This is a genomic window from Mycobacterium sp. Aquia_216 (genome assembly GCF_026723865.1).
Classification (GTDB): Bacteria; Actinomycetota; Actinomycetes; order Mycobacteriales; family Mycobacteriaceae; genus Mycobacterium.
Genome location: NZ_CP113529.1, coordinates 3,180,845 through 3,205,040, shown reverse-complemented (window position 1 = coordinate 3,205,040; position 24,196 = coordinate 3,180,845). Strand labels below are relative to the sequence as shown.

The 24,196-nt window shown below is 65.5% G+C and carries 25 protein-coding genes; 7 read left to right on the top strand and 18 right to left on the bottom strand.

The window, feature by feature from the left end; all coding sequences use genetic code 11:
• Positions 1–19: 19 nt before the first annotated feature.
• The 4 genes from OK015_RS14875 to OK015_RS14860 all read right to left on the bottom strand — a co-directional run bounded on the left by OK015_RS14875 (position 20) and on the right by OK015_RS14860 (position 4,012).
• Positions 20–991, bottom strand: coding sequence for an enoyl-CoA hydratase/isomerase family protein (locus OK015_RS14875; protein WP_268123916.1), 972 nt, complete (start codon positions 989–991; stop codon positions 20–22).
• A gap of 38 nt (positions 992–1,029) precedes the next feature.
• Positions 1,030–1,866: a mycofactocin-coupled SDR family oxidoreductase gene (locus OK015_RS14870; protein ID WP_268123914.1), complete on the bottom strand. Its 837-nt coding sequence runs from the start codon at positions 1,864–1,866 to the stop codon at positions 1,030–1,032.
• The gene (locus tag OK015_RS14865; RefSeq protein WP_268123912.1) at positions 1,866–3,065 is read right to left on the bottom strand and encodes a cytochrome P450; all 1,200 of its coding nucleotides are present in this window, start codon (positions 3,063–3,065) and stop codon (positions 1,866–1,868) included. The genes OK015_RS14870 and OK015_RS14865 overlap by 1 nt, the downstream gene beginning before the upstream one ends.
• Positions 3,066–3,313: 248 nt before the next feature.
• The gene (locus tag OK015_RS14860) at positions 3,314–4,012 is read right to left on the bottom strand and encodes a TetR/AcrR family transcriptional regulator (protein WP_268123910.1); all 699 of its coding nucleotides are present in this window, start codon (positions 4,010–4,012) and stop codon (positions 3,314–3,316) included.
• A gap of 116 nt (positions 4,013–4,128) precedes the next feature.
• Between OK015_RS14860 and OK015_RS14855 the strand changes: the two genes are divergently transcribed.
• Both OK015_RS14855 and OK015_RS14850 read left to right on the top strand, forming a co-directional pair.
• Positions 4,129–4,731, top strand: a complete 603-nt coding sequence (locus OK015_RS14855; protein WP_268123908.1) for a SecDF P1 head subdomain-containing protein — start codon at positions 4,129–4,131, stop codon at positions 4,729–4,731.
• Entirely contained in the window at positions 4,728–5,546 is an 819-nt protein-coding gene (locus OK015_RS14850) for a sugar phosphate isomerase/epimerase family protein (protein ID WP_268123906.1), read from the top strand. The genes OK015_RS14855 and OK015_RS14850 overlap by 4 nt, the downstream gene beginning before the upstream one ends.
• A 3-nt stretch (positions 5,547–5,549) precedes the next feature.
• On the opposite strand, the gene OK015_RS14845 is transcribed toward OK015_RS14850, so the two are convergent.
• The 3 genes from OK015_RS14845 to OK015_RS14835 are packed head-to-tail and all read right to left on the bottom strand — an operon-like array spanning position 5,550 to position 9,439.
• Positions 5,550–6,539 (bottom strand): Gfo/Idh/MocA family protein, encoded by a 990-nt coding sequence (locus tag OK015_RS14845; RefSeq protein ID WP_442791113.1) that lies wholly within the window; start codon positions 6,537–6,539, stop codon positions 5,550–5,552.
• Positions 6,540–6,581: 42 nt separating this feature from the next.
• Positions 6,582–7,793 carry an FAD-dependent oxidoreductase gene (locus tag OK015_RS14840; protein ID WP_268123901.1) on the bottom strand — a complete coding sequence of 404 codons (1,212 nt, stop codon included), beginning with the start codon at positions 7,791–7,793 and terminating at the stop codon, positions 6,582–6,584.
• A gap of 32 nt (positions 7,794–7,825) precedes the next feature.
• On the bottom strand, positions 7,826–9,439 hold the full coding sequence (locus tag OK015_RS14835; protein ID WP_268123899.1) for an arylsulfatase: 1,614 nt from the start codon (positions 9,437–9,439) through the stop codon (positions 7,826–7,828).
• Positions 9,440–9,546: 107 nt separating this feature from the next.
• Here OK015_RS14835 and OK015_RS14830 point away from each other — a divergent pair, with 107 nt between their 5' ends.
• Complete coding sequence (locus tag OK015_RS14830; RefSeq protein WP_268123897.1) at positions 9,547–10,566, top strand: nitronate monooxygenase; 1,020 nt, start codon at positions 9,547–9,549, stop codon at positions 10,564–10,566.
• Between the two features lie 27 nt (positions 10,567–10,593).
• Here the strand turns inward: OK015_RS14830 and OK015_RS14825 are convergent, their stop codons facing one another.
• Together OK015_RS14825 and OK015_RS14820 are read right to left on the bottom strand one after the other, a co-directional pair.
• Positions 10,594–10,773: a hypothetical protein gene (locus OK015_RS14825; RefSeq protein ID WP_268123895.1), complete on the bottom strand. Its 180-nt coding sequence runs from the start codon at positions 10,771–10,773 to the stop codon at positions 10,594–10,596.
• 221 nt (positions 10,774–10,994) lie between these two features.
• A complete protein-coding gene (locus OK015_RS14820; protein WP_268123893.1) occupies positions 10,995–11,810 on the bottom strand; it encodes a class I SAM-dependent methyltransferase in 816 nt (271 codons plus the stop codon).
• 223 nt (positions 11,811–12,033) lie between these two features.
• Between OK015_RS14820 and OK015_RS14815 the strand changes: the two genes are divergently transcribed.
• Positions 12,034–12,405 carry a hypothetical protein gene (locus OK015_RS14815; RefSeq protein WP_268123891.1) on the top strand — a complete coding sequence of 124 codons (372 nt, stop codon included), beginning with the start codon at positions 12,034–12,036 and terminating at the stop codon, positions 12,403–12,405.
• Positions 12,406–12,422: 17 nt separating this feature from the next.
• Here the strand turns inward: OK015_RS14815 and OK015_RS14810 are convergent, their stop codons facing one another.
• From OK015_RS14810 to OK015_RS14795, 4 genes are all read right to left on the bottom strand, one after another.
• Positions 12,423–13,691 carry an amidohydrolase family protein gene (locus tag OK015_RS14810; protein WP_268123889.1) on the bottom strand — a complete coding sequence of 423 codons (1,269 nt, stop codon included), beginning with the start codon at positions 13,689–13,691 and terminating at the stop codon, positions 12,423–12,425.
• 86 nt (positions 13,692–13,777) lie between these two features.
• Complete coding sequence (locus tag OK015_RS14805; protein WP_268123887.1) at positions 13,778–14,551, bottom strand: class II aldolase/adducin family protein; 774 nt, start codon at positions 14,549–14,551, stop codon at positions 13,778–13,780.
• Positions 14,538–16,160 (bottom strand): class I adenylate-forming enzyme family protein, encoded by a 1,623-nt coding sequence (locus tag OK015_RS14800; protein WP_268123884.1) that lies wholly within the window; start codon positions 16,158–16,160, stop codon positions 14,538–14,540. The genes OK015_RS14805 and OK015_RS14800 overlap by 14 nt, the downstream gene beginning before the upstream one ends.
• Before the next feature lie 60 nt (positions 16,161–16,220).
• Complete coding sequence (locus OK015_RS14795) at positions 16,221–16,544, bottom strand: hypothetical protein (protein ID WP_268123882.1); 324 nt, start codon at positions 16,542–16,544, stop codon at positions 16,221–16,223.
• 218 nt (positions 16,545–16,762) lie between these two features.
• On the opposite strand from OK015_RS14795, the gene OK015_RS14790 reads away from it, so the two are divergent.
• Positions 16,763–17,308: a hypothetical protein gene (locus OK015_RS14790; protein WP_268123880.1), complete on the top strand. Its 546-nt coding sequence runs from the start codon at positions 16,763–16,765 to the stop codon at positions 17,306–17,308.
• Positions 17,309–17,407: 99 nt separating this feature from the next.
• Positions 17,408–18,289 carry an alpha/beta fold hydrolase gene (locus OK015_RS14785; RefSeq protein ID WP_268123878.1) on the top strand — a complete coding sequence of 294 codons (882 nt, stop codon included), beginning with the start codon at positions 17,408–17,410 and terminating at the stop codon, positions 18,287–18,289.
• Here OK015_RS14785 and OK015_RS14780 read toward each other — a convergent pair.
• Positions 18,270–18,758, bottom strand: coding sequence for an SDR family oxidoreductase (locus tag OK015_RS14780; RefSeq protein ID WP_326498482.1), 489 nt, complete (start codon positions 18,756–18,758; stop codon positions 18,270–18,272). The genes OK015_RS14785 and OK015_RS14780 overlap by 20 nt on opposite strands.
• 18 nt (positions 18,759–18,776) lie before the next feature.
• On the opposite strand from OK015_RS14780, the gene OK015_RS14775 reads away from it, so the two are divergent.
• On the top strand, positions 18,777–19,628 hold the full coding sequence (locus OK015_RS14775; protein WP_268123876.1) for a DMT family transporter: 852 nt from the start codon (positions 18,777–18,779) through the stop codon (positions 19,626–19,628).
• A gap of 2 nt (positions 19,629–19,630) precedes the next feature.
• On the opposite strand, the gene fadD1 is transcribed toward OK015_RS14775, so the two are convergent.
• The 4 genes from fadD1 to OK015_RS14755 are packed head-to-tail and all read right to left on the bottom strand — an operon-like array spanning position 19,631 to position 24,191.
• On the bottom strand, positions 19,631–21,241 hold the full coding sequence (fadD1, locus tag OK015_RS14770; protein ID WP_268123874.1) for a fatty-acid--CoA ligase FadD1: 1,611 nt from the start codon (positions 21,239–21,241) through the stop codon (positions 19,631–19,633).
• Positions 21,242–21,262: 21 nt separating this feature from the next.
• Positions 21,263–22,858: a flavin-containing monooxygenase gene (locus OK015_RS14765; protein WP_268123872.1), complete on the bottom strand. Its 1,596-nt coding sequence runs from the start codon at positions 22,856–22,858 to the stop codon at positions 21,263–21,265.
• A complete protein-coding gene (locus tag OK015_RS14760; RefSeq protein WP_442791302.1) occupies positions 22,855–23,805 on the bottom strand; it encodes an alpha/beta hydrolase in 951 nt (316 codons plus the stop codon). Before OK015_RS14760 ends, OK015_RS14765 begins: the two co-directional genes overlap by 4 nt.
• Before the next feature lie 20 nt (positions 23,806–23,825).
• The gene (locus OK015_RS14755) at positions 23,826–24,191 is read right to left on the bottom strand and encodes a Zn-ribbon domain-containing OB-fold protein (protein WP_268132752.1); all 366 of its coding nucleotides are present in this window, start codon (positions 24,189–24,191) and stop codon (positions 23,826–23,828) included.
• Positions 24,192–24,196: the final 5 nt, after the last annotated feature.

The window sequence follows — 24,196 nt, the reverse complement described above, 5'->3', positions numbered from 1 at the left end:
GCGAGCTCTCCCAAAGCGATCAGGGCTTCGCGCGACCCGAGCGGCTCAGACGCCACTCCGGCGGGAAGTTCATGTCGTTGTCCTTGACCACGTTGTTGAGGCCCTTTTCGAAGGTGCCACCGGTGAGGTCGACGTCGTTCTGCGCGTCGTTCTGGATCATCGGCAACATGCCCTCGACCATGCCGGTCAGCAGGCTGCCGAAGTACTCACCCTTGTGCTGCTTGTACAGCTCCAGGAACGTCTTCTGCACCGCCACGGTGTCGGTCGGCCGGGAGCGTGAGCATGCCAGCGCGTACTTCAGCGTCTCGTCTTCCAGCTTGTCGCGGGGCACGACGCTGTTGACGAAGCCACATTCGTACATTTCCTTGGCGCTGAAGGGTCGCCCGGTGAACAGCATTTCGGAGAACTTGCGCAGACCCATCGTCTCGGCCCACCACCACAGCCGGGGTCCCCAGCCCACGTAACGGAAGGCCGGGTGACCGAACAGGGCGTCGTCGGACGAGATCACCAGGTCGGCGTCGCCCGCCTGGTAGAAGTGCCAACCGTAGCAGTAGCCCTTGGCCTCGATGATGCTGATCTTCCGGAGCTCTTGCAGCGGACGGTTTCCCGCGCGGGCCTTCGCGTAGAAGTCGGTGACGGTGGACAGGTAGCGGTACGAGCCTCCGGGCGGGTACTTGACGTCGTCGTCGTTGATCGCCAGCTCGTGATGCAGCGGTAGGCCGGGGTTCTCTAGCATGGGACGCTGCTCGGGCAAGTCGCCACCGCTGCCGAAATCCTCTCCCTCGCCGCGGATCACGACGACCTTGACGTCGTCGTCCACATTGCACTTGTGGATCAGATCGGCGTAATTCTGCCGCATCCCCAGACTGGTGGCATTCTGGGCATCGGGGCGATCGAAGGTGATGTAGGCGATCCGGTTCTTCTTATCCTTCTCGAACTTGATGTACTGCTCGGCTTCCTTCTTCAACTTTTCGTAGTCAAATTCAGGCATGAACTTCTCCACTTCGTTGTGCTTAATTCAGTTAGTGGTTATTTGAGCAAGCTGCCCGCATCGACGGGAAGCGAAACGCCGGTGACATAACGAGATTCGTCAGAGGCGAAGAACAGGACCGCGTTGCTGATGTCGATGGGATCCACCCAGGGCACCGGCAATGTATGCATCATCTGAGAGATCGGGGCGAAGTCCTCGGGCCCGGGATTGGGCAGGTCGGGGCGAAAGAGCCGAAAGGTATTGTCGTTCATCACCATAGTGGTGCTGACCTGGGTCGGCAGTACCGAGTTCACCCGGATCATGCCCTGGCCCAGTTCGACGGCGAAGGCACGCATCAGGCCGATGACGCCATGCTTGGCGGCCACATAATGACCGGTGTTCTGGTAGGCCTTACGCCCGCCGACCGAGCTGGTGAGCACGATCGATCCGCCGCGGCCACCCGAAAGAATGTGCGGTACACCCGCTTTCACCGTGTGCCAAACACCGCTGAGGTTGATGTCGATCATGTCCTGCCAGACGTTCTCACTTATCTTGTGCAGTTTGCGGCCGTCGGTGCCCACACCTGCGTTCGCGACGATGATGTCGAGGCGGCCGAGCTCCTCGACTCCGTTGTCGACGGCGGTTTTGAGTGTCTCGTAGTCGCGGACGTCGACCTGCGCTGTGACGATGCGCCGGTCGAGGTTCTTGACCAGATCGGCGGTTTCGGCGAGATCCGCCGGGGTGGAATGCGGGTAGGCCAGGTTATCGATCGGCCCGCATATGTCGATCGCGATGATGTCGGCGCCCTCCTGCGCCAAGCGCACCGCATGACTGCGGCCCTGTCCGCGAGCGGCCCCACTGACGAAGGCGACCTTGCCCTCGACCCGGCCGGTCATCAGGGCACCAGAGCTGGAAGCGACTCCCAACCTCGCACCGTCGAGGTCGGGCTGAGCGTGGCGTTGGTCAGGTCGACTTCCCACTCGGGGAACCGTTTGAGGATTTCCTCCAAGGCGATGCGCCCTTCCAGCCGGGCGAGCGCGGAGCCCAGGCAGAAGTGCGCGCCGACGCTGAAGGTCAGATGCGGTCGTGCCGTGCGGTGGATGTTGAAATCCTCTGCGTCCGGGCCGAACTGGCGGGGGTCACGGCACGCCGCTCCGATCAGCATCATCATCACGCTGCCCTCGGGCACCGTCTGGTCGTGGAAGCTGACGTCTTGGGTGACATATCGCGAGATGTGCGGCGCGGGGGGCTCGTAGCGCAGCAGTTCCTCAATCGCCTGCGGGACCAGCGCGGGATTCTGGGCAAGTTCACGCCGCTGATCGGGGTGCTCGGCGAGAACCTTGCCGGCCCAACCGATCAGCCGCGTCGTCGTCTCATTACCCGCGCCCGCGACGACGTTGAGGTAAACCAGGATCTCTCCGCGGGTCAGTCGCCGGGTGGTACCGGTATCGTCGACGAATTCGACGTTGAGCAGGTCGGTCATGATGTCGTCGGACGGATTCTCGGCACGCCAGTCGATGTAGGCCTCGAACATCTCGCCCGCCGACAGACCCTTGGTGTGGTCCATGGGCTTGCCCGCCTCGGTGCGCATCTGGGCGTTGACGTGGTCGCGGACGAATTCCTGGTCGTCGTCGGGAATGCCGAGCAGGGCGCTGATGACCTTCATCGGCATCTGGGCACCCAAGTCGTTGACGAAGTCGAAGCGGCCCGTTCCGACAATCGGATCGAGCGCTTGGACGCAGTACTCACGGATCATCGGCTCCAGCGCGTTGATCTTGCGCGGCGTGAACATCCGCGACAGCAGCTTGCGGTGTACGTCGTGGATGGGCGGGTCTTCGAAGATCAGCATGCCCGGTGGAATTTCGAGGTTGGCCTTGATCAACTCCAGGATCGCACCTCGGGCGGAACTGAACGTTTGGTGGTCCACCAGCGCTTTGTTAACGTCCGCGAACCGGCTTACCGCGTAAAAGTCGTATTCCGCGTTGTAGTACAGCGGCGCCTCTTCACGCAGCCGGGCGAACATCGGATAAGGGTCAGCGATCAGTTCGACGTCGTACGGATCGAATCGAAGATGGCTCTCAGTGCTGGTCGTCACGAAATCCCTCCTAGCGCTTCCAATTTCGACTCCCGACATCGTGTGCACAGCACTGGGACCGCCAGCGGTCCAGGGCCGGATCCGGTTCGGGCAATTTGTACACTCCGCTTAAATGAGTCGCTCTGACAAGCGCACGGACTCGGCTGACGGCGGGCTTGCCGACGGTCCGTGAGCGTCGGCTCACTCTATTCTCGTAGAGAACCATATAGCGGATGCTCTGGCAAGCCCCAGTGCCGCGAAGTCCACCGCTAACCTGTGTCGAGTCGGCGCGTCGAGTCCGGTTTGTCGCCGACGGTCAGCCGGCCGCTGTCCGGGCTCTTCAGAATGCCGGCAGCGATCGCCGACAGGATCGAGTCGAGTTGCTCCGGACTGTTGACGATGCGGTCTCCGTGGGCAGACCGCAGCAGCAGACCGTTGATGAACGTCAGCGTGACGTTGCTCAGATCCTCGACCACGGCCGATTCCAACTCGGCACCGTGCGGCATCAGCTGCACGAGGATCTCGCTGTGCAACTTGGTGAATGCGTCCGTGGCTTGCTGCAGAATCGCGGCCATCGCCGGGTCGCGAGCAGCTTGCATCGTCAGCTCATAACGGGCCTTTGTCCAGGACAGCTGTGGCTCGGTCGCGGCCTGAAGGACCACCTGCGACAACAGCGACGGCGTGGGGTTGTCGTCCCGACTGCCGGTGCTGTCGGCGATGGACTGCAGCCGTTCCAGATCCAGTTCAGCCAGCCGCTCGGCGACCGCACGCAAGAGTGCGGAGCGGGTTCGGAAATAGAACGATGTGGTGCCGTCGGGAACGCCCGCTTTGCGGTCCACCTTGAGGTGACTCAATCCCTTGGCCCCGTCCGCGGCCAACAGCTCGATCGCCGCGTCGCACAGGTCACGACGGCGCTCCGCGGGATTGGGCTTTCGTCTTTTCGCCGAAGCGGACGTGTATCGAGCCATGAACGCAGGCTTTCGTGGCAAGGATCTAAAGTGAACATTCGCTGACGTGCAGCACGACCATACTCTATGTTCGTAGTGTCCGTAAAGCGCCCGGCCCACACGTCGAAAGGGATGCGGTGGCGTTCCACGGTTCGATGATCTCGGTGACGACGGCTCGGCTGATCGGTGCCATCCTGCTCGGCGCGCTGGCCTGCGGCTGCCACCCGACCCAGCACTCCGCCGCACCCGCCGCCTCCACCAGCACTACCAGCACCACCGGGCCAATGGCCCCAGCCGTGGTGCCGGCCGCGAGAATTCAGCCGTTACCGGTCCGGCCCGTCGAGAAATCGCAGCCGACCACACCCGACAAATGCCCGCCGACCAATCCGGCCGCCCCGGCCCCGCCCGCCAACGTTCTCGTGACCTGCGACCTCGCCCGGGGCACGCGGTACACGTTGGGGCCGGAGACGATGCGGCTCGAGCTGACCCAGGTGGACGCACCCAAGCCGCTGACATCGGATTTCTACGAAGTGAACCTGAGGATGGACTCGGCCTCGGCGACCGCGTGGGCGTCCTACACCGCGGAACATCTGCACGCCCACATCGCGTTCGTCCGCGACGACCTGGTTCTGGAAGCGCCGATGATCCAATCACAGGTCGCCTCTGGGCAGATCGCGCTCACGACGCAAACCGCTCCGGCCGCCGCCCAGTTGGCCCGATTGGCGGGGCTCCCCTCATGACCGACCTGGCCATCGGGTTCCTCAACGGATTCGGCCTTCCGCCCATAGAATTCGTCGACCTTGCCGCAGATCTTGGCTGCCGATATATTTCCGCGGTCGTGCAGGGCGCACCATTGGTGCCGCTGGGCTATCCGCCCTTTTCGCTGAAGGACGACGCCCAACTACGCAAGGACGTGCACGCAGCGATGCAGCACCGCGGCGTGGCCGCCTCGCTGGGCGATGGCTTCCTGCTGCTGGCGGATACCGAAATCAGTTCGTTCGGTGCGGATCTCGATGTGCTGGCCGAGCTCGACGTGCCGCGGATCAACGTTGTCAGTCTGGATCCCGATCTCGGCCGCACCTTCGACCAGTTCGCGGCGCTGACCGAACTGGCCGCCCAGCGCGGCATCCAGACGGTCGTCGAACCGGTACCCGGGCTGACCGTGGGAGACCTGCCCACCGCACTGGCCGCACGAGAACACGTCGGACGACCGGAGTTCCGATTGCTGATCGACACCATGCATCTGGTGCGCTCCGGATCCGGCCCCGCCGAGCTCGCGGCCGTCGACCCAGAACACATCGGCTACGCCCAACTCAACGACACGACGCTGCAGCCGCGCCTGGACAACTACCTGGAGGAAGCCATGTTCGAGCGGATGGTTCCCGGCGAAGGCCAACTCCCGCTCACCGACATCCTGGCCGTGCTTCCCGACGACATCGTGCTCGAAATCGAAGTACCCAGGCGCTCACTGGCGTTGGCCGGGGTCAGCCCGATCGATCGAATACGTCCGTGCGTGGAGGCGGCCCGCCGCTTGTTAGCCGAACGTGGGCAATGATTTTCAGCTCGGCTCGCGAAGCGGCAGCCCCGCCGCACGGTAGATCGCGTCAATGACGGTCATGTTCTCGATCGCATCTTCCGGGGTTGTTTTCAGCGGTGTGCCACGCAGCACCGCGTTGGCGAACGCGTCGAGCTGGTAGGCGTAAGAGGCGCGGCGTGGAAAACTTTCCACACGATTGTCGTCGGCCGTCCGGACCGAGAGACGATGGAACATCTGGGGCATCGCCGGATTGAGCACATGCAGCTGCCCGCGTTCGCCGATTACCTTGGCACTGATGTCGAACAGCCGCCCCGACCACATGGAGCAGTGCACTCGCCCGGTGTGTCCGGCGGCAAAGCGCAACTCGGCCGTCATGACCCGGTCGATCCGAGGATCGTGCAGTTTCGCTTGCGCCGAAACGACTTCCGGTGTCGACCCGCCGAATGTACGGACCATGTGAACCGTATAGCACCCCGCATCCATCAGGGCGCCGCCGGCCAGCGCGTAGTTGTACCGGATGTCGGAGAACTTCGGCAGCGGGAAGCACAAGGAGGCTTCCACCCGCTGCAGGGGGCCCAGCTCTCCCGAAGCGATGATCTCCTCGACCCGCAAGGTCAGCGGATGGTAGCGGTAGTGGAAGGCTTCCATCACCACTCGATCCGACTTCGCGGCCAGCTCGGCGATTTCGCGAGCTTCGGCGGCGTTGGCCGTGAACGGCTTTTCACACAGCACGTGTTTGCCGGCGGCCAGTGCGGCGCGGGTCCACTTGCCGTGCAAGCCGTTTGGCAGCGGGTTGTAGATCGCATCGATATCCGGATCGGCGACCAGTTTGTCGTAGTCGTCGTGCACCCGCGCGATGTGGTGTTTCGCGGCGAAGGCTGCCGCACGCGACCGGTCGCGCGCGGCCACCGCGGCGACTACCACCTCGGCGTTGTCCTTGGCGGGCTTGATGAGCGCCGGGGGCGCGATCCGCGCGGCACCCAAGATGCCGATACGCAAGTGTTCAGTCACGGACCCGACGGTACTCATCCCCGCCGCCGGGCGTGGGACGGGTCAGCGACGGGCGAACGCCGGAGCGCGCTCCGGTCTGACTCCGACACCGATGAAATACGCGGGCAGGAAGGACAGCCACGGCAGTCGCTGCATCAATCCCAGGAGCGCCGCCGGCGGGGTGGGGTCGGCGCCACGAAGGAGCGGCCCGAGTCCCCGCTGCAGAAACCGCTGCACCCCTTGGGTCACCGCGGTCGCAAACAGCCGGCGCCGACGGACCGCCGCCAGGTCCCGATCGGTGACCCGGTGCTGCCGTAGCGGCTCGGCCAAGATGGTCGCGGCCGCCACCGCATCCTGGACCGCCAGGTTGATGCCGACACCGCCCAGCGGGGACATCGCGTGCGCGGCGTCTCCGATGCACAGCAGTCCGTCGGTGTGCCAGCGGCGCAATCGATCCACCCGGACATCGAGGTGCTTGATGTCGTCCATGGACGTCAGCGTCTCGACCGCCGCGGCCGATTCCGGCAAGAGCGCTCTGATGTCGCGGCGAAACGCTTCGATGCCTTTCTCCCGCAGCTCCGCGTCGGTGCCTTTGGCCCCGATGTAGGCGATCTGGTTGTAGCCCTCACGCGGGATCACCCCGAGGGCCTTGCCTGGACCCACGCGCGGCAAGAACGAGAACTCCTGAGCGTCCGCGCGCGGCAGGCTGAACCACCACACGTCGAAGTTCACCGGGAACTCGCGACTCTGCAGTCCGGCCGCCCGGCGCGCCGTCGACCACCGGCCGTCGCACCCGACGGTCAACTCGGCCTTCAGCTCGCCCGGCCCGTGGGGGCCTTGATAACGCACCCCGGTGATCCTGTCGCCCTCGCGCAACACCCCGGTGGCCTCCGTCTTCATCCGCAACGTGAAGGTCGGTTCCTCTTGGGCGACATCGGCGAGCAGGTTGAGCAGATCCCATTGCGGCACCATCGCGACAAAGGGATGGGGCTGGCGCAACCGCCCGAAGTCGACGTAGGTCACCGACCGGCCGTCCGATTCAAATTTCGCGCTGTGCAGCTCGCTGTGCGGCAACGCCGCGAACCGCTCCCACAGGCCCAGCTCGTCGAGCAGTCGCAACGTGGTCGGATGCACCGTGTCGCCGCGAAAGTCACGGAGAAAGTCGCCGTGCTTCTCCAGCAGGGTGACCTCGACACCCGCCCGGGCCAGTAGCAGCCCGAGAACCATCCCGGCCGGCCCGCCGCCGATCACCGCGCAGGTTGTCGCTTCAGTCATCGCTCCCCCGAAATGTTTTGCCGCAAAAGTGACTAACCCAGGAGTTGCGGGTCGACGTCGTACACCGAAACCGGCTCGGTGAGCACCCCGTTGTCTTCGACGTAGCGATCCCACAACTCGAGAAGCTCGGCCAGCTTGTCGGGATGCGAGGCGGCGAGGTCGTGGACCTCGCCCCGGTCACGAGAAAGGTCGTAGAGCTGCCAGGCGCCCGGCCCGTAGGGCGGTGGCAGATAGAGGGCCTTCCAGTCGCCTTGGCGGATCGCGCGGCGGCCGAACAACTCCCAGCCGGTGCCGGTCTCGCCCGGGTGTACCGCAGCGGTGTCGCCTGATAAATACGGCACCAGCGAGCGACCGCGCATGAGTTCGACGTCGCGGCCGCGGTAGGAGACACCGGGATGTTCGACGCCGGCCAGTTCCAGCACGGTGGGCGCGATGTCCATGACGGTCGCGAACGCCGTGCCGATCTCCTGCTGGCGGGTGAAGCCCGGCCAGGTGACGAAGCCGACGACCCGGATCCCGCCCTCGGTGGTGAACGCCTTGTGCAGGCGCGACGGTGCCGTGGCGGCTTGTGCCCAACGGGGGCCATACCAGATGAACGAGGTCGGCCGACCCAGGTTCTCCAAGCTGTTGTCGCAATTCTTTTTGATCTGCGCGACGATTTGCGGGCCGCGCAGCGGCATCGCCTCGACGATCGCGCCCTCGGCGCCGTTGTCGGACATGAACATCACGACCGTGTTGTCCAGCTCGCCGGTCTCGGTCAGGTAGTCGATCACCCGGCCGATGTTCCAGTCCATTCGGTCCACCATTCCGGCATAGACCTCCATGGAGCGGGCAGAAACCGCGCGTTCCTCGTCGGTCATATCGGCCCATTCCGGGGCGCCATCGGCTACGACCGGATGTGGCTCGACATCGGGCGCACAGAGGCCGAGGTGCTTGAGAGCGGCCAACCGCTCCTCGCGCAACGCGTCCGGGCCGGCGTCGTAACGACCGCGGTATTTGGCGATGGATTCGTCGGGTGCCTGCAGCGGCCAGTGCGGCGCCTGGAACGGCAGATACGCGAAGAACGGCCGATCGTCGTCCGCTTCGCGGTCACCGAGGTAGCGCAGCAAGGTATCGGTGTAGGAGTCCGATGAGTAGAAGTCGTCGCCCACCGTGACGAACTGATCATCCTCGGTGTAAAGCGTTGGCACAGGCGAGAATCCGCGGGCGCCGGAGCCGCCGTAGTGGCTGGCGCCCGCCGGCAGCAGCGCAAACGAACGCTCGAATCCGCGGGCCCACGGGGATCTTTCAATCGTATGGCCCAGATGCCATTTGCCCGACATCACCGTCAGATAACCGGCATCGCGTAGCAGCTCGGGCAGCGCGACGACCCGGTCGTTGAGATAACCCTCGTATCCTGGCGCACCCTGAAATCCGGGGATCGCGACTTCCAGCATCGTCCCGATGCCGGCGACGTGATGATCGGTTCCGGTCAGCAACATCGCCCGGGTGGGCGAACAGGCCGGCGCGGAATGGAAATCGGTGAGCCGGATCCCCGCATGGGCGAGCCGGTCGAGGTTGGGCGTTTCGATCTCGCTGCCGAAGGCACCGATGTCGGAAAAACCGAGATCGTCCGCCAGGATCACCAAGAAGTTAGGCCGCTTCACGCTGAAGCATCCTGTCAGGTCCGGCGCCGGAATGGAACGACCGAGAAATGACTAGGCTCGATTTGGCGCGGCGATGCGCACCCGGGCACCAGCGGAGGGGCACTGAGATGTTGGCACAGTTCGAGATGTCGATTCCGCTGGTCGCCGCACCGATGTCGGGGGGCCCGACCACTGCGGCGATGGTGTCGGCCGCAGCCGGCGCGGGCGGATTGGGCATGCTCGCCGCAGGCTACAAGACGGTGGAAGCCGTCGAAGCTGAGATCAAAACCGTTCGCGCCGAAGGAATCCCGTTTGGCATCAACCTGTTTGCGCCCAACCCGCTACCGGTCGACCCGGACGACTACCGGGCTTACGCCGCGATCGTCCAGAGGGAGGCCGACCAATTCGGCCTCGACCTGCCTGCCGACCCCGTCGAGGACACCGACCGGTTCGACGAGAAAGTCGCGCTGTTGCTCGACGACCCGGTGCCGATGGTGTCGTTCACGTTCGGCATTCCCCCGCGCAACGTGGTCGCCGCGCTGCAGCGGGCCAATACCATCGTCGTGCAAACGGTGACAACGCCCGACGAAGCCGCGCAAGCCCACGGCGCCGGTGTCGACATGCTCGCTCTGCAGGCAGTGGTCGCCGGCGGCCATTCCGCCACGCTCTCGCCGCGGCAACCATTGCGGCCGGTTCCGGTCGTGGACCTCGTCAGACAGGTCACGGCGACCGTGCCGCTGCCGGTGCTCGCGGCCGGTGGGTTGGCCACACCCGACGCGGTGGCCGACGTGATCCGTGCGGGCGCCGCGGCGGCCGTTGTCGGCACCGTTTTGCTGCGCGCCACCGAAAGCGATGCCTCGCCAACTCATCAGGCGGCGCTGATCGATCCCGCTCGGACCGAGACCGTGCTGACGCATGCGTTCACCGGAAGGCCGGCCCGCGGGCTGCGCAACACATTCATCGACAACCACGAGGCCCAGGCGCCGTTCGGTTATCCCGCGATTCATTACTTGACCAGCGCGCTGCGCAAAGCCGCGGCAACGGCAGGGAAACCAGATTACGTCCACCTGTGGGCGGGAACGGGATACCGGCACGCCACCGCCGAACCCACCGCGGACATCCTGCGGCGACTTGCTTCCGCCCTGTGACCGGTTACCGGCCGCCGGGCGAACAGCTCAGTTGCTCAGGTACAGGTACCAAAGCCCATCCGAATGCTGGACGCATGAGAAATGCGTCCAGGTCCCCGGGTGGTCGACCTCGACGTGCGGACCGTCTGCCAGACAACCCGCCTGAGTCGCGTAGTTGCCCTCGACCAGAATCTCGTCAGCGTTACCGACTCCCACTCCGGTGATCATTAGCCCAGCAAATGCTAGGACGCCAGCGGCAATGATCTTCCTCATCGGGCACCTCCAGTTCACATCCGCCTTTTGAGGCCGACATACCAGCGTGCTGCTGGTAATTCAACGCTAGCTGAGTCGCGCACGATCACACAGAGCAAAAGCGAATTATTTGCGCGCTGATAACATTCACGGCGCCGTGCGGGGTGACGAGAGCGGGGCCGCCGTGAGTTTCCGGCTCAATACTCGAAGCGATTGACCATGTCGTACCGGCCGAACGGCGAGGCGCTGAAGATCCGGTAAATCCACCGCACGACGGTGCTGTCGATTTTCTCGTAGCCGGCGAGTGCCGGCGTCTGCTCGACCAGTCGCAGCTTCGGATTCCATGCTTCTATCTCGCGCGCGTTGCCGATGCCCCACTTGATGATGCCCCTGGTGAACAGTTTCGACATGCGCGGCGCCAGCGCCGAAAGCGTGTCGAATTGCATTTCGCCGCAATCGAATCGGTCGATCAGACGTGCCACCAGCTGGCGGACTTCACTCTCCACCACATACATCAGTAGTCCTTCGGCGACGACAAGTGTCGGGTGGCCGGTGGGAATCCGATCGACCCACTGCGGGTCGGTCACCGAGGAGCCAATCATCCGATAGCGCTCGGTTTCGTCATACAGCTGACGACGCAGGTCGATGACGCTGGGTTGATCGAGGTCGAACCACCGCACCGCTGGCGGTACATCGAGGCGAAAGACCCGGCCGTCGAGGCCACAGCCCAGGTGCAACACCACCGCGTCGGGATGGCGGGCAAGGAAATCGGCGCACCAGTCGTCGAGCAGTTTCGCGCGCAGCGCGACGAGGTACTGGTTCGACGCCGGCAACGAGTTCCGCTGGATTCGTTTGAAGTCGTAGTCGATCCGGTCGACGGCCTGCGCGGCGGCATGGTCCCCCAGAATCGGATGACGGGAACGACTTTCGTGGGCACGTAGGTACAACGTCACGAGGTTCGTCCATTCCACCGAACCCCAGCGGACCGAACTGAAATCGACCTTCGCCGTCATCGCCCCTCCTCCGTTCATGCGGCACCTCCACACGGATAGCGAAGCGCATCCGATGCCCTCGTGGCCACCCCCTGGAGAACCCGGTAAGGCGAACATGCTGGTCAGGTCGGTGTTACTGGCGCGAAACGACGTTTTGCCCATCCGAGCGACTCTGTGCTCCGAAGAACTATCGAGCAACGGTTGTGGCGGGTGACACCGCTAGGTTCAAGAAAGGGGCCTCTCGATGCGACAGGTGACGTTCAAAATGGTTGCTGCCGGCGACGGCGCACCACCAACCTCAACCGGATACTGCTACTACCTGGTGGCTCACGCGGTCGCGACGGTTTTGCTGCTGATCACGCTGGTTGCCGCGGTGTGGCAGTTCATGGACTGGGTCGTGACGCCGTCATGCCTCGAGGCCAGTTCGAAGTCGCCAACTACCACGACACCGGTGGCATCGAAGACCACCAAGGCCGTTGAGATCCGCGACAGCCATGGTCAGCCCGGCGTCTCCCTCACCACCTGGAGCGAGCGGCCTCCGTCGTACCGCAACGCGGCGCGGACCGAGGCGATGGCCGACTCCGATGACTGCCACTGCCCGAAGTCCGGCAAGTGACCTCTCCCGGAAGGCCTTCAGAACGCCTCGGGGTTCTGCTGTACCGCCGCAGGCACCGGATGCTGGTACAAGCGTGAAGCGTTCTCCCAGGTGAACTTGCGGATCGCAGCCGCTGGTAGGTCACCGATCTCTTCGTGGATCGTTTCTTGGGTGTGCGGCCAGGTCGAGTCGCAGTGCGGATAATCGGCTTCGAGCATGATGTTGTCCATGCCGATTCGATCGCGCTGCACGAACGACGACTTGTCCTCCACCGCGCAGAACCAGAAGTTGCGGGTGAAAACCTCTGCGGGAGTGAGCTTCTCCCCCAGGGCTTGCCAGGTACCGTACATCGCGTGATAGCTGAGCATGTGATCGAGCCGATCGAGTAAGCCTGCCACCCAGCCGATTCCGCCTTCGGACAGACAGATCTTGAGATCCGGGAATCTACTGGGCAATCCGGAGTACAGCCAGTCGACCGCCGCCGAGATCGCGTAGGCGAAGAACAGCACACCCTGGACGTCCGGCGGTGCGTCCTCGGTCGTCGACGGCGAGGAACCCGACGATCCGATGTGCAGATTCACCACCGTTGCGGTTTCGGCGCATGCGGCCATGATCGGATCCCAGTGACCCGAATGGATACTCGGCAGTCCGAGCATGGCGGGGTTCTCGCTGAACGTCACGGCGTGAAAGCCGCGCTCGGCGTTCTCGTAGATCATCGCGGCGCCCAGTTCGGGATCCAGCAGCCAGGGCAACTGGCAGGGAATGATCCGTTCGGGATACGACCCGGCCCACACCTCGAGGTGCCAATCGTTCCACGCGCGGACCGAGGCCAGTGCCAACTCGCGATCCGTGGTCACCTGCTGCAACCGCTGGCCGGCGAATCCCGGCAGGAACGAGGGAAAGTTCAGCGATGCGTAGATGCCGTTGAGGTCCATGTCTTTGACGCGTTCATGAATATCCCATGCGCCCCTGCGCATTTCGTCGAATCGGACGGGTTCGAAGCCGTACTCCGCCACCGGTCGCCCGACCACGGCGTTGAATCCGACATTGGGCAGTTCCTGATTGTCGTAAACCCACGTCTGCCCGCCGCTGTCGGTGTCGACGACCCTCGGCGCCCGGTCGGCGAACTTTCGTGGCAGGCGGCCGGTGAACGTGTCCGGGGGTTCCACGATGTGATCGTCGACCGAGATCACCGTGTAACGGCGCGGTGCCCGGGGCGGCTCCGGCAGGAAAGTGACGGTGCGGTCCGCGCCGGTTTTCGCCGTGGTGAAGTTCAGGTTCGAGGCCAGCTCGTCAATCGCTTTCATGGTCGGCGATCCCCTTGCGCGTCGAGTGTGCGGTGATGGCTAAGAGTGCGCGGCGGCGCCGCCCTGGCGCACGCCCCACGACGGGCTCACGTGAGCACATCGGGATCCGCCTTGATGGTCATCCGCGCCGCCCCGGCCCAGTACACGTCAGCGGCCCGCTCGATCAGTGATCGCTGCATGCCCACCATGTCCGACCAGTTCATCGCGACCGGCTCCTTGCCCGTGAGCATGACGTCGTAGGCCAGCTTGCATACCCGCTCGATCGACGCCGCCCGGTACACCGCCTCGGCCAGGTTGCGACCCGTCGCGATGACGCCGTGGTTGGCCAGGATCGTCAGGTTGGCGGCTCCGATGCGCGCCACGAGATCGGCCGCGCGGCCCGGGCTGTCGATCTCGCCGTCGTAGGCGTCGACGAGGCACAGGTCGTCCAGAAACAGCGACCCGGTCTGATGCACCAGCTCGGGCAGCCTGCCCAGCGCGGCGAGCACACAGACGTAATACGGGTGATTGTGAATCACCACCCGAGCGTCCTCGCGGACCCGGTGCAGTTCGGTGTGAATGTGGATCGCCGGGGTGACATCCCAACGACCGCGGACTACCCGGGCGTCGCTGTCCACCCAGCAGATATCGGACGCGGTGAGTTCCTCCCACCACAGGCCCCACGGATTGACCAACATGTCGGTTTGTCCGTCGAGCTGCCAGGTGATGTGTCCGGCCATGTTCTCGGAGAAGCCGGTGCCGGCCAGGTGACGAAAGGCGACAGCGAGCGCCTGCTCGTTGGACAGGTCGACACCGATCGGGGGCACCACCGACGGCGTCCACACCTTGAGGCCACCTGGTCGTGGATCAGGCATGTTCATCGTCAGCCTCCATCCTTGCTCGAATGTCTTGGCGGAGATCTCCTTTGGCGACCTTTCCGCCGGATGACCGGGGTATTTCTTCGACGACGATCAGGCGCTCGGGCAGCAATTCCTTCGAAACCCCAAGGGCCAGAAGGTAGTTGACGAGTTCGGGTAGGTCGACGGTCGCGGAGTCGGCGAGTTCGGCGTACAGACAGACCCTTTCCCCGAAAACCGGATCCGGCATGGCCACGGCCGCCGCCAGCGCAATCGCGGGGTGGGTCATGACGGCGTCCTCGACCTGCGATGCGCTGATGTTCTTGCCGCCGCGCAGGATGAAGTCGGACGTGCGGCCGGTGACGGTGAGGTAGCCGTCGGCGTCGAGTTCGCAGATATCGCCCATCAGCATCCACCCATCGCGGGTGAACAGCTTGTCGTGGTCGGTGCCGCCGAGGTAGCCGAGGCTGGTCGCCGGGCCCCGGCACGCCGGCTGGCCTCGCCCCGTCGCGGTGACGTCTTGATCCCCGTCGAAGAGCCGGACTGCCATTTCGGGAACGATCCGGCCGCCGGTGCGCAGTCGGCGCTCCAGCGAATCGTCCACGGTCGTCGCGCTGAGCAGGCCGGTTTCATTCGAGCCATAGAATTGCAGGATCTTGGCGCCGGTCAACTCTTCGAATTCGGCGGCGGGCCGGTACGGTATCGCTTCGCCGCCGGTGAAGACCACCCGCAGCGAACTCAGGTCGTACTGGCGGGACGCGCGGTCGGCCATCAGCATCGTCAATTGCGAGCTCACACAACACAATACGGTTACCTGGTGCCGCGCTATCGCCGCACATGCCGCCGTGGCGGTGAAGCGCTCCAGGATCACCGAACTGGCGCCGAGGTAGATCGGGGTGGTGTGGCTGGTCCATATTCCGAAGCCGAAAGGCGTCGGGATGACGGGCAAGAACACGTCGTCCGATGCCAGCAGCCCGTTGGCGACGGCCTTCTGGTGAAAGTAGTGCCAACGGTTCTGCGTGTGCACGACGCACTTGGGCAGGCCCGTGGTCCCCGAGGTGGAGTTGATCAGGAAGACATCGTCGGCGCCGAGTTGAGATTCGACCGTCACCGCCTTGGCGGGTACGTCGGCGTCCAGGCGCGGCAGTCCCGCATCGTGACCCAGGACCAGCAAGGACACCGATGATTCTGCTGCGGCCCGGGTCGCGGCGTCGCTGCGCTTCGGGTCGCTGATCAAGATCTTCGGCTCCGTGTTGCGCAGCAGCGCGCCGGCCTCGCGGGTGCCGGCGCGGGCGCCGATGCCGACGACGGCGGCGCCACAGCGTTCGATCGCGACGAATAGCGCGTGGATCGCGGTGGAGTCACCGTGCCACACCGCAATCCGATCACCGCGCGCGACACCGAGACCGGCCAGCTGGCCCGCTAAACCTGTTGCTGCAGCGTCGAATTCATGCCACGTCAGGGAGATGCCGGGTTCGTCGCAATAAGCGCGCCGGGCCGGTGACTGTTCGGCGTTGCGGCGTACCGCGTCCGACAGCGTCGAATCCGACCACCACCCGATCGCGCGAAAGCGGGCCGAGTCCTCGTCGGTGAATGCCGGCGAGCCCACGGTGTCCAGCTCACCGGCGCTCATCACCAAATGATAGGAAAGCCGCGCGCGACTCGGTTGGTGGGCCGGAACTGACCCGTCCCGCTAGGGATGCTGCGGCAACGGAGCAGGATCTCCCGGACCGTGCACAAGACGCGGGGGACGCTTTGGGGGAGGCGGCCTGTCGGGATTTATCGGCCCGCAGTTCAGGCCGGCGATGCAGGAGGGGCCGCCGCCCGCGGGTTTGACCGGGAGGGCGCCGCCGCCGGTGGTATCCGCTGGTGAGGGAGGCGCCGGGACCACGCTCGACTCCGGGGCCGTTGTGCTATTCGGCGCCGCGGCAGCTACGCCGATACCGCACAGCGCCAGCGCAAGCCCCGCCGCACCGCTGCACAGCGCGGCGACAGTCTTGCCCTTAAGGTTATTCACCCAATCCACTGTAATTTGTTCGCGCGCAACGTGCCACAACGCGACGCGACGTGGTGTGCCACTCCCCCTAGCGCAGCCTGTTGCGGACCCGCAAGTCGCGCAGGCCAGCGGCCTTGGCGCTGAATGAACAGAGCCGCGACCAGCCATGACGCTGCGGTGCGCACCTATGATGATCGGGAGAAGTTCGCGCTTGCCGGGCAGCCGAGGAGGCCGTCGCCATGGAAACGAGGCAATCAGCCTCCTGGTCGGGACGGCACGGCAACCGGGTCTGGCCCGGACTGCTAAGCGGCGCAGCCGCGGGCGCCGCGGGCACCACCACACTGAATGTCATCACCTACCTCGACATCGCGGTGCGGGGCCGTCCGACCAGCAGCACGCCCGAACGGACCGTCGAGGCGATGGCGAGGCTATTCGGCCTCACGATCCCCGGCAGCGGTGACGTACTCGCGAACCGACTCTCCGGCCTCGGCGCACTCACCGGGTATGCCGCAGGCATCGGAATGGGCATCATCCTGGGGTTGGCGTATGCCTTCGGGTGGCGCCCGGGATTACTCGTCGCCACGCTGGTCGCGTCGGCCATCGCGCTGGTCGGCACCAACGGACCGATGACCATTCTCGGGGTGACCAATCCGCTCACCTGGAGTCTCGTCGACTGGATCAGCGACCTGATTCCGCATTTCGGCTACGGCGTCGTCACCGCCCTGGTGTTGCACTCCCTCGCACCGCTCTGCCGCCCGCCGGACGAGATCCGCCCCTCGGGATAGCGGTCCTGCAGCACGGACATCTCGACCAGCTGACGCGGACCCGCAGCGGGCCGGGGTGCACGCGGAAGCTTTGCGCGCGCTGCGGGGTTTTAAATCCACATGGCCACCGCAGAGGTGAATCGGCTGCTGGAACGGTATCGGTCCTCGGGCCGTTTCTTCACCGCCGCGGGGATTAAGTCGTTCGTCCTGGACGAGGGTCCGAGGGATGCACCCGCGGTCGTGTGCGTGCACGGCGTCCCGTCTTCGGCTTACCTGTACCGCAAAGTGGTTCCGGCGCTGGCCGGGACGGGGTTACGGGCGATCGCGATCGACCTGCCCGGGCTTGGGCTTGCCGAACGGCCTGCCGATGCCGACTACACCTGGACGGGTCTGGGCCGCTGGTTACTGTCGGCGACCAACGAGTTGCAACTCGACCGCTTCCACCTCTTGCTTCACGACATCGGCGGGCCCGTTGGGTTCGAGGTGGCCAATGCCGCGCCTGAGCGGGTGCTGACGATGACATTGCTGAACACCATCATCGAAGTGGAAACGTTCCGCCGACCGTGGCCCATGGCGCCATTCGCGCACCGCGGCATCGGAGAAGCGTGGCTGGCGTCTTTGCACGTGCCGGGCGCCTTTCTGTCGCTGATGCGACTCGTGGCCGTGAGCCGCGATGTTCCAAGCGCGGAAATCGCTTGCTGGCTTCCCCTGCTGTTCGGCGACGATGGCGGACGGGCGTTCCTGAAGATCATGCGCGGCTTCGAGCTGACGGCCGCGAAGGAACGCCTCTACCTGGACGTTGTCGGTAACGGGCGCTACCCGGTGCAAGTTGTTTGGGGGGCGAACGACACCATGCTGCCGTGGCGGCGTTGGGGCGTCCAAGCGCAACGCGCCGCCGGCGTGCAAGAGCCAATCAAGTTGCCCGCCAAGCACTTTCTGCAAGAAGACAAGCCGCAAGAGATCGCCGAGGCGGTGTATCGACTCACGCAAGGCGGCCGCTAGCCCTGAACCGTGGGACGGATGGTGACGTCACCGATCTCCACCTCGTCGGGCTGCTCGACGGCGAACGCGATCGCTCGCGCGATCGCCCCGGGGGAATACCGAAGTCGTTCATGTTGCTCCGGATCTGTTCGCGCAACACCACATCCGCCCAGCCGTCGACATCGAGGTCCGAGATCGGCCCGATCTTGCTCATCCCGGCGTTGCTTACCAGCACATCGAGGCGGTCGAATTGATCGACGGCGGTGCCGACGAGCCGCTGCACGTCCGAACGACGGGCGACGTCGGCACGGCAGGTGACGGCCCGTCCCCCGGCTTCGTGAATCTGCCCCGCGACGTCCTCGAGGCGTTCGACGCGTCGCGCCCCCAGGACCACCCGGGCGCCACGTTCGGCGAGCAGACGCGCGGTCGCCGCGCCAATGCCGCTGCTCGCCCCGGTGATCGCCACGACTTTGCCCTCGATACCGCTCATCCTCGTATTGTCTCCTCTGTGCTGTTCGGATTCCTGCTCGCTCTGGGTTGTTCGGTGTGTTACGGGACCGCCTCGGTGCTGCAGGCCGTTGCGACGCGGTCGGTGGAGGCCGGCGGTAAGTCCGGTGTCGACGCAAAGCTGCTGCTGCGCGCATTGCGGCAGTGGCGCTACCTGGCGGGCATCGGACTTGACGGGCTCGGTTTCGTGCTGCAGGTCGCCGCACTGCGCCTGGTGCCGATCTACGTCGTGGCCGCGGCGCTGGCCGCGTCTATCGCGGTCACCGGCATCGTGTCCGCATGGGTGCTGTCGGCACGGCTTTCCCGGGCTGAGTGGGCGGCCGTGGGTGTCGTCTGCGTGAGTCTCGCCGCGCTCGCGTGTGCTGCCGGGCCGGCGCACTTTCGGCATGCCCCACCCGGGCTCGGCTGGGCGCTGATCGGGGTGGTCGTCGCGATATTCCTCGCGGGCGCGGTGGCCGGCCGGCTGCGCGACCGCGAGCGCGCGCTCGCCCTCGGGCTCGCCGCCGGCAGCGGGTTCGGCGTCGTCGAAATCGGAGTACGCATGCTCGACGAGATCGATCCGACCAAAGCCGCGTTCTACACCAACCCGGCCCTGTATGCAGCGGCCGGCGGTGGCGCCGCGGGATTTCTGTTGTTCACGTCCGCGCTGCAACGAGGATCGGTCACCACCACGGTGGCCGCGATGGTCGTCGGTGAAACCATCGCGCCCGCACTCGTCGGCGTGGTGTGGCTGGGCGACACTGCTCGGCCCGGCTGGGGCTGGGTCGTCATTGCGGGGTTCGTCGTCGCGGTCGCCGCGACACTGATGCTTGCCCGATTCGGTGAGGCACCCACTCCGGCGGAATCCGGCTGAGCCTACGAGGATGCGACTTCCGGAACCGACATGGCTTGATCGCCAGGGGTATACGTCCTGCCACGTGCCGCTCGAGTCAGCAGCACTCCGCCTTCGGCGCTGATGCCGGCGGCGATCAGCTCCCGCTTGAGGATTTTGTTGGTGGCCGTGGCTGGAAGATCGTCGTTGATACGCACGTAGCGCGGCCACGCCTTAGGTGACAAGTCGCTTTGTGCGGCCAAGAAATCCTCGAGATCCGTTGGCTGTAAATCCATCCCGGGCCGAAGTACCAGCGCCGCCATCACCTCGTCGCCGACCCGCTCGTCCGGCACGGCATACACCGCGACCTGGCCGACCTGGGGCAGGCGTTCCAGGATCCGCTCGATCGGTGCGGCCGCGAGGTTCTCGCCATCGACCCGCATCCAGTCGGCGGTGCGGCCGGCGAGGTAGATCCAGCCGTCGGCGTCACGATAGGCCAAATCGCCCGCCCAGTACATGCCATGTCGCATCCGCTCGGCAGTGGCGGTCGGGTCGTTGTAGTAGCCGACGAACGGTCCCGCGCCCTGGGTGTTGACCAGCTCGCCGACGGCATCATCGAAGTTGGTGAGCGCGCCGTGTTCGTCGAACTGTGCGACGGCGCACTCCCGCAGCGTCGTCGGGTTGTAGATGCTGACTCCGGGATAGGGCTTGCCGATGGAACCGGGCGGCGTGCCGTCTTCTCGCACCACGATGACCGCGAACTCGCTGGACCCGAAGCTGTCGACCACGCGGCACCCGAAACGCCGTGCGAATTCTGCGATATCGCGATCCGTTGCCTCGTTGCCGAACGCCACGCGCAGCGGCGTGTCGGCGTCGTCGGGTCGCTCGGGGGTGGAGAGGATCAGGGCAAGCGGCTTGCCGACGTAGTTCAGGTATGTCACCCGATAGCGGCGCACGTCGTCGATGAACCGCGACGGCGAAAACTTGGCCGGAACCATCAAGGCACCGCTGCCGATCGCGACGGCCCACCCGGCGGCAACACCGTTGGAGTGAAACAGCGGCATCGCCAGATAGCAGACGTCGTCCGCGGTGACGTCGTATTGAAAGATCAGGCTGGCGCCACACATGATCGCCATCCCATGTGCGAACCGCACGGCCTTGGGATTGCCACTCGTCCCGGAGGTGAAGATCATCATGAACGTGTCGGCACCGACGACCTCGCGGTGCGCAGTCAGCGGTGGCGCCGCGGCGACCGCCTCGGCGTAGCCCGCCGCGCCAACATCGAGTACCTGAATTCCTTTGAGATCCAGGCCCTCCAACAAAGCCCTGTGCTCGTCGTCGACCAGTAGAATTTGACAGTCGGAGCGCCGGATGTCGGAAAGCAGGGCGGGCCCGCGGCGGGTGATGTTGAGGCCGCACAGCACGTAACCGCCCAGCGCCGCGGCGGCCATCGCGCGCAACATTGCCGGTGAATTGCCCAGCGCGGCACCGACATGCAACGGGCGAGCCGGATCGGCGAGGGCGATCAGCGCGGCCGCCTCTGCCTCGGCTTCGGTCAGGTGCTCGCGCCAGGTCCAGGTTCGGTCGCCGTGGGCGATCGCGGGGGTGTCGTCGTGCCTGCGCTGTCGCAAAAGCTGCTGAACTGTCTCCGGCACTATCTCACTTCCTCTGTGATGTCATCGCGTCGTCAACACCAGCCCGGCGTAATCGTGCCGGGCCACCTCGTCGCAATGGCGCCGATAGGTGCCGAACCCGCCGATGTAGGGCATGAAGATGCGCTTCTTGCCTTCGATGTTGGCGCCCAGGTACCACGACGACGCGGCCTTGGGGAACAGCGTCCGCCCGGCCGCTTCGGCCACCTGGGCGGTCCAGGCCAGCGCCGCGTCGAGACGTGGCTCGACCTCGCTGAGGCCCAGTCGTCGCGCGGCCCGCACCAGATCGGCGACCCAGTCGACCTGAACCTCGGCGTGCAGCACCATGTTCGCCAGTACCGAGGGGCTGCCCGGCCCGCTGATGGTGAACAGGTTGGGCAGGCCCGGCACCATCAGCCCGAGGAAGGTCACCGGCCCGTCGGCCCAGATGTCACGTAACCGCTCTCCCCCGGGCCCGCTCGGGTTGATTCGGATCAACGCCCCGGTCATCGCGTCGAAGCCGGTGGCGAAGATCAGCACATCGAAGGGATACGTGGCTTCGCTGGTTCGTACACCGTGTGCGGTGATCGCCGCGATGGGCTCGCGGCGCAGGTTCACCAGCCGCACATTCTCGCGGTTGAAGGTGGCGTAGTAGCCGTTGTCGGTACAGATCCGTTTGGTTCCGATCGGGTGATCGACCGGGATCAGGTCGGCTGCGACGGCGGGATCTGTGACGATCTCCCGAATCCTCTCCTCGGCGAATTTCCTCGCCACGTCGTTGGCGGACAGGTCGCTGGTCTGGTCAGGGAAGGTCTTGGCGAAAAGGACGCCGCCTTCGCGCCACCGCTTCCACAGCGCTGCGGCTTGCTCCCGAGGCTCGGTGTCGAGGGCGTTCTTGTGATAGCTGCCGTGCGGTGTCCCCGCCGGGGCGTAGGCGGAGACCCGGCGACGTTCGGGATACTGTTCCTGGATCTCGCGTTGTTCCTCAACGGACCACGGCCGGTTGGGCATCGGGATGGTGTAGTTCGCCGATCGCTGGAATACGACGAGGTTCTCGGCTTGCTCGGCGATAATCGGCGCGACCTGAATCCCGGATGACCCGGTACCGATCAGGCCAACCGACTTGCCGCGCAGATCGGGGTCGTCGCGCGGCCACGCGGCGGTGAAATACATCTCGCCCGAAAAGTCCTCAACGCCGGCGATATTGGGCCGGTTAACGGCCGACAGGCAGCCGGTCGCGCAGAGCAGGAACTGTGCCGCGTACGTTTCCCCGCTCGCGGTGGCGACATGCCAGCGACCGCCGTCGAAGGTGGCATCGACCACGTCGACGCCGAATCGGTAATGGCGGCGCAGATCGAAGCGGTCGGCGACATGCCGCAGGTAGGCCAGGATCTCCGGCTGGGCGGCAAAGCGTTCGCTCCACTGCCAGCTCTTCTGCAGCTCGTCGTCGAAAGAGTAGGAATAGTCCACACTTTCGACGTCGCACCGCGCGCCCGGATAGCGGTTCCAGTACCAGGTCCCGCCCACATCGGGGGCCGCCTCGACGGCGATCACCGACAGGCCGGCCGAGGCGAGACGGTGCACGGCGTAGAGCCCGGCGAACCCGGCGCCGATGACGATGACGTCGCTGACCTCGGTCATGCCGAGGCGCCCATCGGATGCAGTAGCCGGCGCAGGTCCGCGCCGACCAGATGCTGTGCCGACGTCGCCGGCCCGAAGGATTGGATGGTCATGAAGCCGTGGAACAAACCGGGAAAGTCCCGATGCAGGACCGGCACGCCCGCGTTACGCAACCGGCGAGCGTAGTCGCACCCCTCACTGTGCAGGGGATCGCGCCCGGCGGTGACGATCACTGCGGGCGCCAGGCCCGCATGCGCGTTCGCGCGGGCGGGGGCCACCAGGTAGGGCGGGTCGAAACTCGATTCAGCACCCAGGTATTGGCGCCAGTACCACTGCATAGCGGCGCGAGTGTTGAAGTATCCGGTGCCGTAGCGGCGGTAACTGTCCGTGTCGAAGGAGGGATCGATCGCCGGGTAGATCAGCAGTTGCGCGGCGGGCTGGGTGACGCCTCGGTCGCGGCAAAGGATCGCGGTGACCGCGGCGAGATTGCCGCCGGCGCTGTCCCCGGCGACGGCGGCGCGGGTGGGGTCGATGCCTATCTCGGTCGCGTGCGCGATCACCCAGCAGAACACCGCGTACGCGTCGAGCGCGGCCGCGGGCGCGGGATGTTCGGGAGCCAGACGATAGTCGACCGACACCACCGCGGCCCGGCTACCCCGGGCCAGCGCCCGGCAGAAGCCGTCGTGAGATTCGATGTCGCAGAAGACGAATCCACCGCCGTGGTAGAACACGATCGCGGCCCGGCCCCCGGACGGCTTGCCGTGCGGATGGTAGATCCGCACTCCGATGTCACCCCCGGGGCCCGGCACCGAACGGTCGGTGGCGCTCGCGACGTCGTCGGCATTGGTAACCGGCATACGCCGCGCGGCCACCGCGGCGCGCGCCTGCGGGCCGGTCATGTTCTCGACGCGCGGGAATCCGGCGTTCAACTGGTCGAGCATCGCCTGCACGCCATCGTCCATGGGCACCTCCGACCTCACCGTTGAGATCATGCGGGCCGGTATCTCAAAAGGGTGATGCCGGCTTCGGGCAGATCGTAGAACACCGGCTCCACTCGCATACCGATCCGGATGTCACTCGGGTCGATGTCGACCAACTCGGTGCTGATCCGCGGCCCGGCATCCCACTGCACCACGGCAAGCAACTGCGGTACCGCATCGGCCCACGGCGGGGCAGTGGGCCGGCGAGCAACGGTGAAGGTGTACAGCGTTCCCGCACCATCGATTTCGCGCCACTCCAGGTCGTCGGCCAGGGTGCCGGGTGCGAGGAGGCGCGGATAGAAGACATAGCGCTGCAACGAAGGCGAGTACTGCACCCGGATTCGACGCTGGGCCAGGCCATCCCAGAAGGGCATCGAAA

Bases quoted from the DNA above. Each gene is read 5' to 3' on its own strand.
- OK015_RS14875 (WP_268123916.1), bottom strand. From the start codon at position 991: ATGCCTGAATTTGACTACGAAAAGTTGAAGAAGGAAGCCGAGCAGTAC.
- OK015_RS14870 (WP_268123914.1), bottom strand. From the start codon at position 1,866: ATGACCGGCCGGGTCGAGGGCAAGGTCGCCTTCGTCAGTGGGGCCGCT.
- OK015_RS14860 (WP_268123910.1), bottom strand. From the start codon at position 4,012: ATGGCTCGATACACGTCCGCTTCGGCGAAAAGACGAAAGCCCAATCCC.
- OK015_RS14850 (WP_268123906.1), top strand. From the start codon at position 4,728: ATGACCGACCTGGCCATCGGGTTCCTCAACGGATTCGGCCTTCCGCCC.
- OK015_RS14840 (WP_268123901.1), bottom strand. From the start codon at position 7,793: ATGACTGAAGCGACAACCTGCGCGGTGATCGGCGGCGGGCCGGCCGGG.
- OK015_RS14830 (WP_268123897.1), top strand. From the start codon at position 9,547: ATGTTGGCACAGTTCGAGATGTCGATTCCGCTGGTCGCCGCACCGATG.
- OK015_RS14825 (WP_268123895.1), bottom strand. From the start codon at position 10,773: ATGATCACCGGAGTGGGAGTCGGTAACGCTGACGAGATTCTGGTCGAG.
- OK015_RS14820 (WP_268123893.1), bottom strand. From the start codon at position 11,810: ATGACGGCGAAGGTCGATTTCAGTTCGGTCCGCTGGGGTTCGGTGGAA.
- OK015_RS14815 (WP_268123891.1), top strand. From the start codon at position 12,034: ATGCGACAGGTGACGTTCAAAATGGTTGCTGCCGGCGACGGCGCACCA.
- OK015_RS14810 (WP_268123889.1), bottom strand. From the start codon at position 13,691: ATGAAAGCGATTGACGAGCTGGCCTCGAACCTGAACTTCACCACGGCG.
- OK015_RS14805 (WP_268123887.1), bottom strand. From the start codon at position 14,551: ATGAACATGCCTGATCCACGACCAGGTGGCCTCAAGGTGTGGACGCCG.
- OK015_RS14800 (WP_268123884.1), bottom strand. From the start codon at position 16,160: ATGAGCGCCGGTGAGCTGGACACCGTGGGCTCGCCGGCATTCACCGAC.
- OK015_RS14790 (WP_268123880.1), top strand. From the start codon at position 16,763: ATGGAAACGAGGCAATCAGCCTCCTGGTCGGGACGGCACGGCAACCGG.
- OK015_RS14785 (WP_268123878.1), top strand. From the start codon at position 17,408: ATGGCCACCGCAGAGGTGAATCGGCTGCTGGAACGGTATCGGTCCTCG.
- OK015_RS14780 (WP_326498482.1), bottom strand. From the start codon at position 18,758: ATGAGCGGTATCGAGGGCAAAGTCGTGGCGATCACCGGGGCGAGCAGC.
- OK015_RS14765 (WP_268123872.1), bottom strand. From the start codon at position 22,858: ATGACCGAGGTCAGCGACGTCATCGTCATCGGCGCCGGGTTCGCCGGG.
- OK015_RS14755 (WP_268132752.1), bottom strand. From the start codon at position 24,191: ATGCCCTTCTGGGATGGCCTGGCCCAGCGTCGAATCCGGGTGCAGTAC.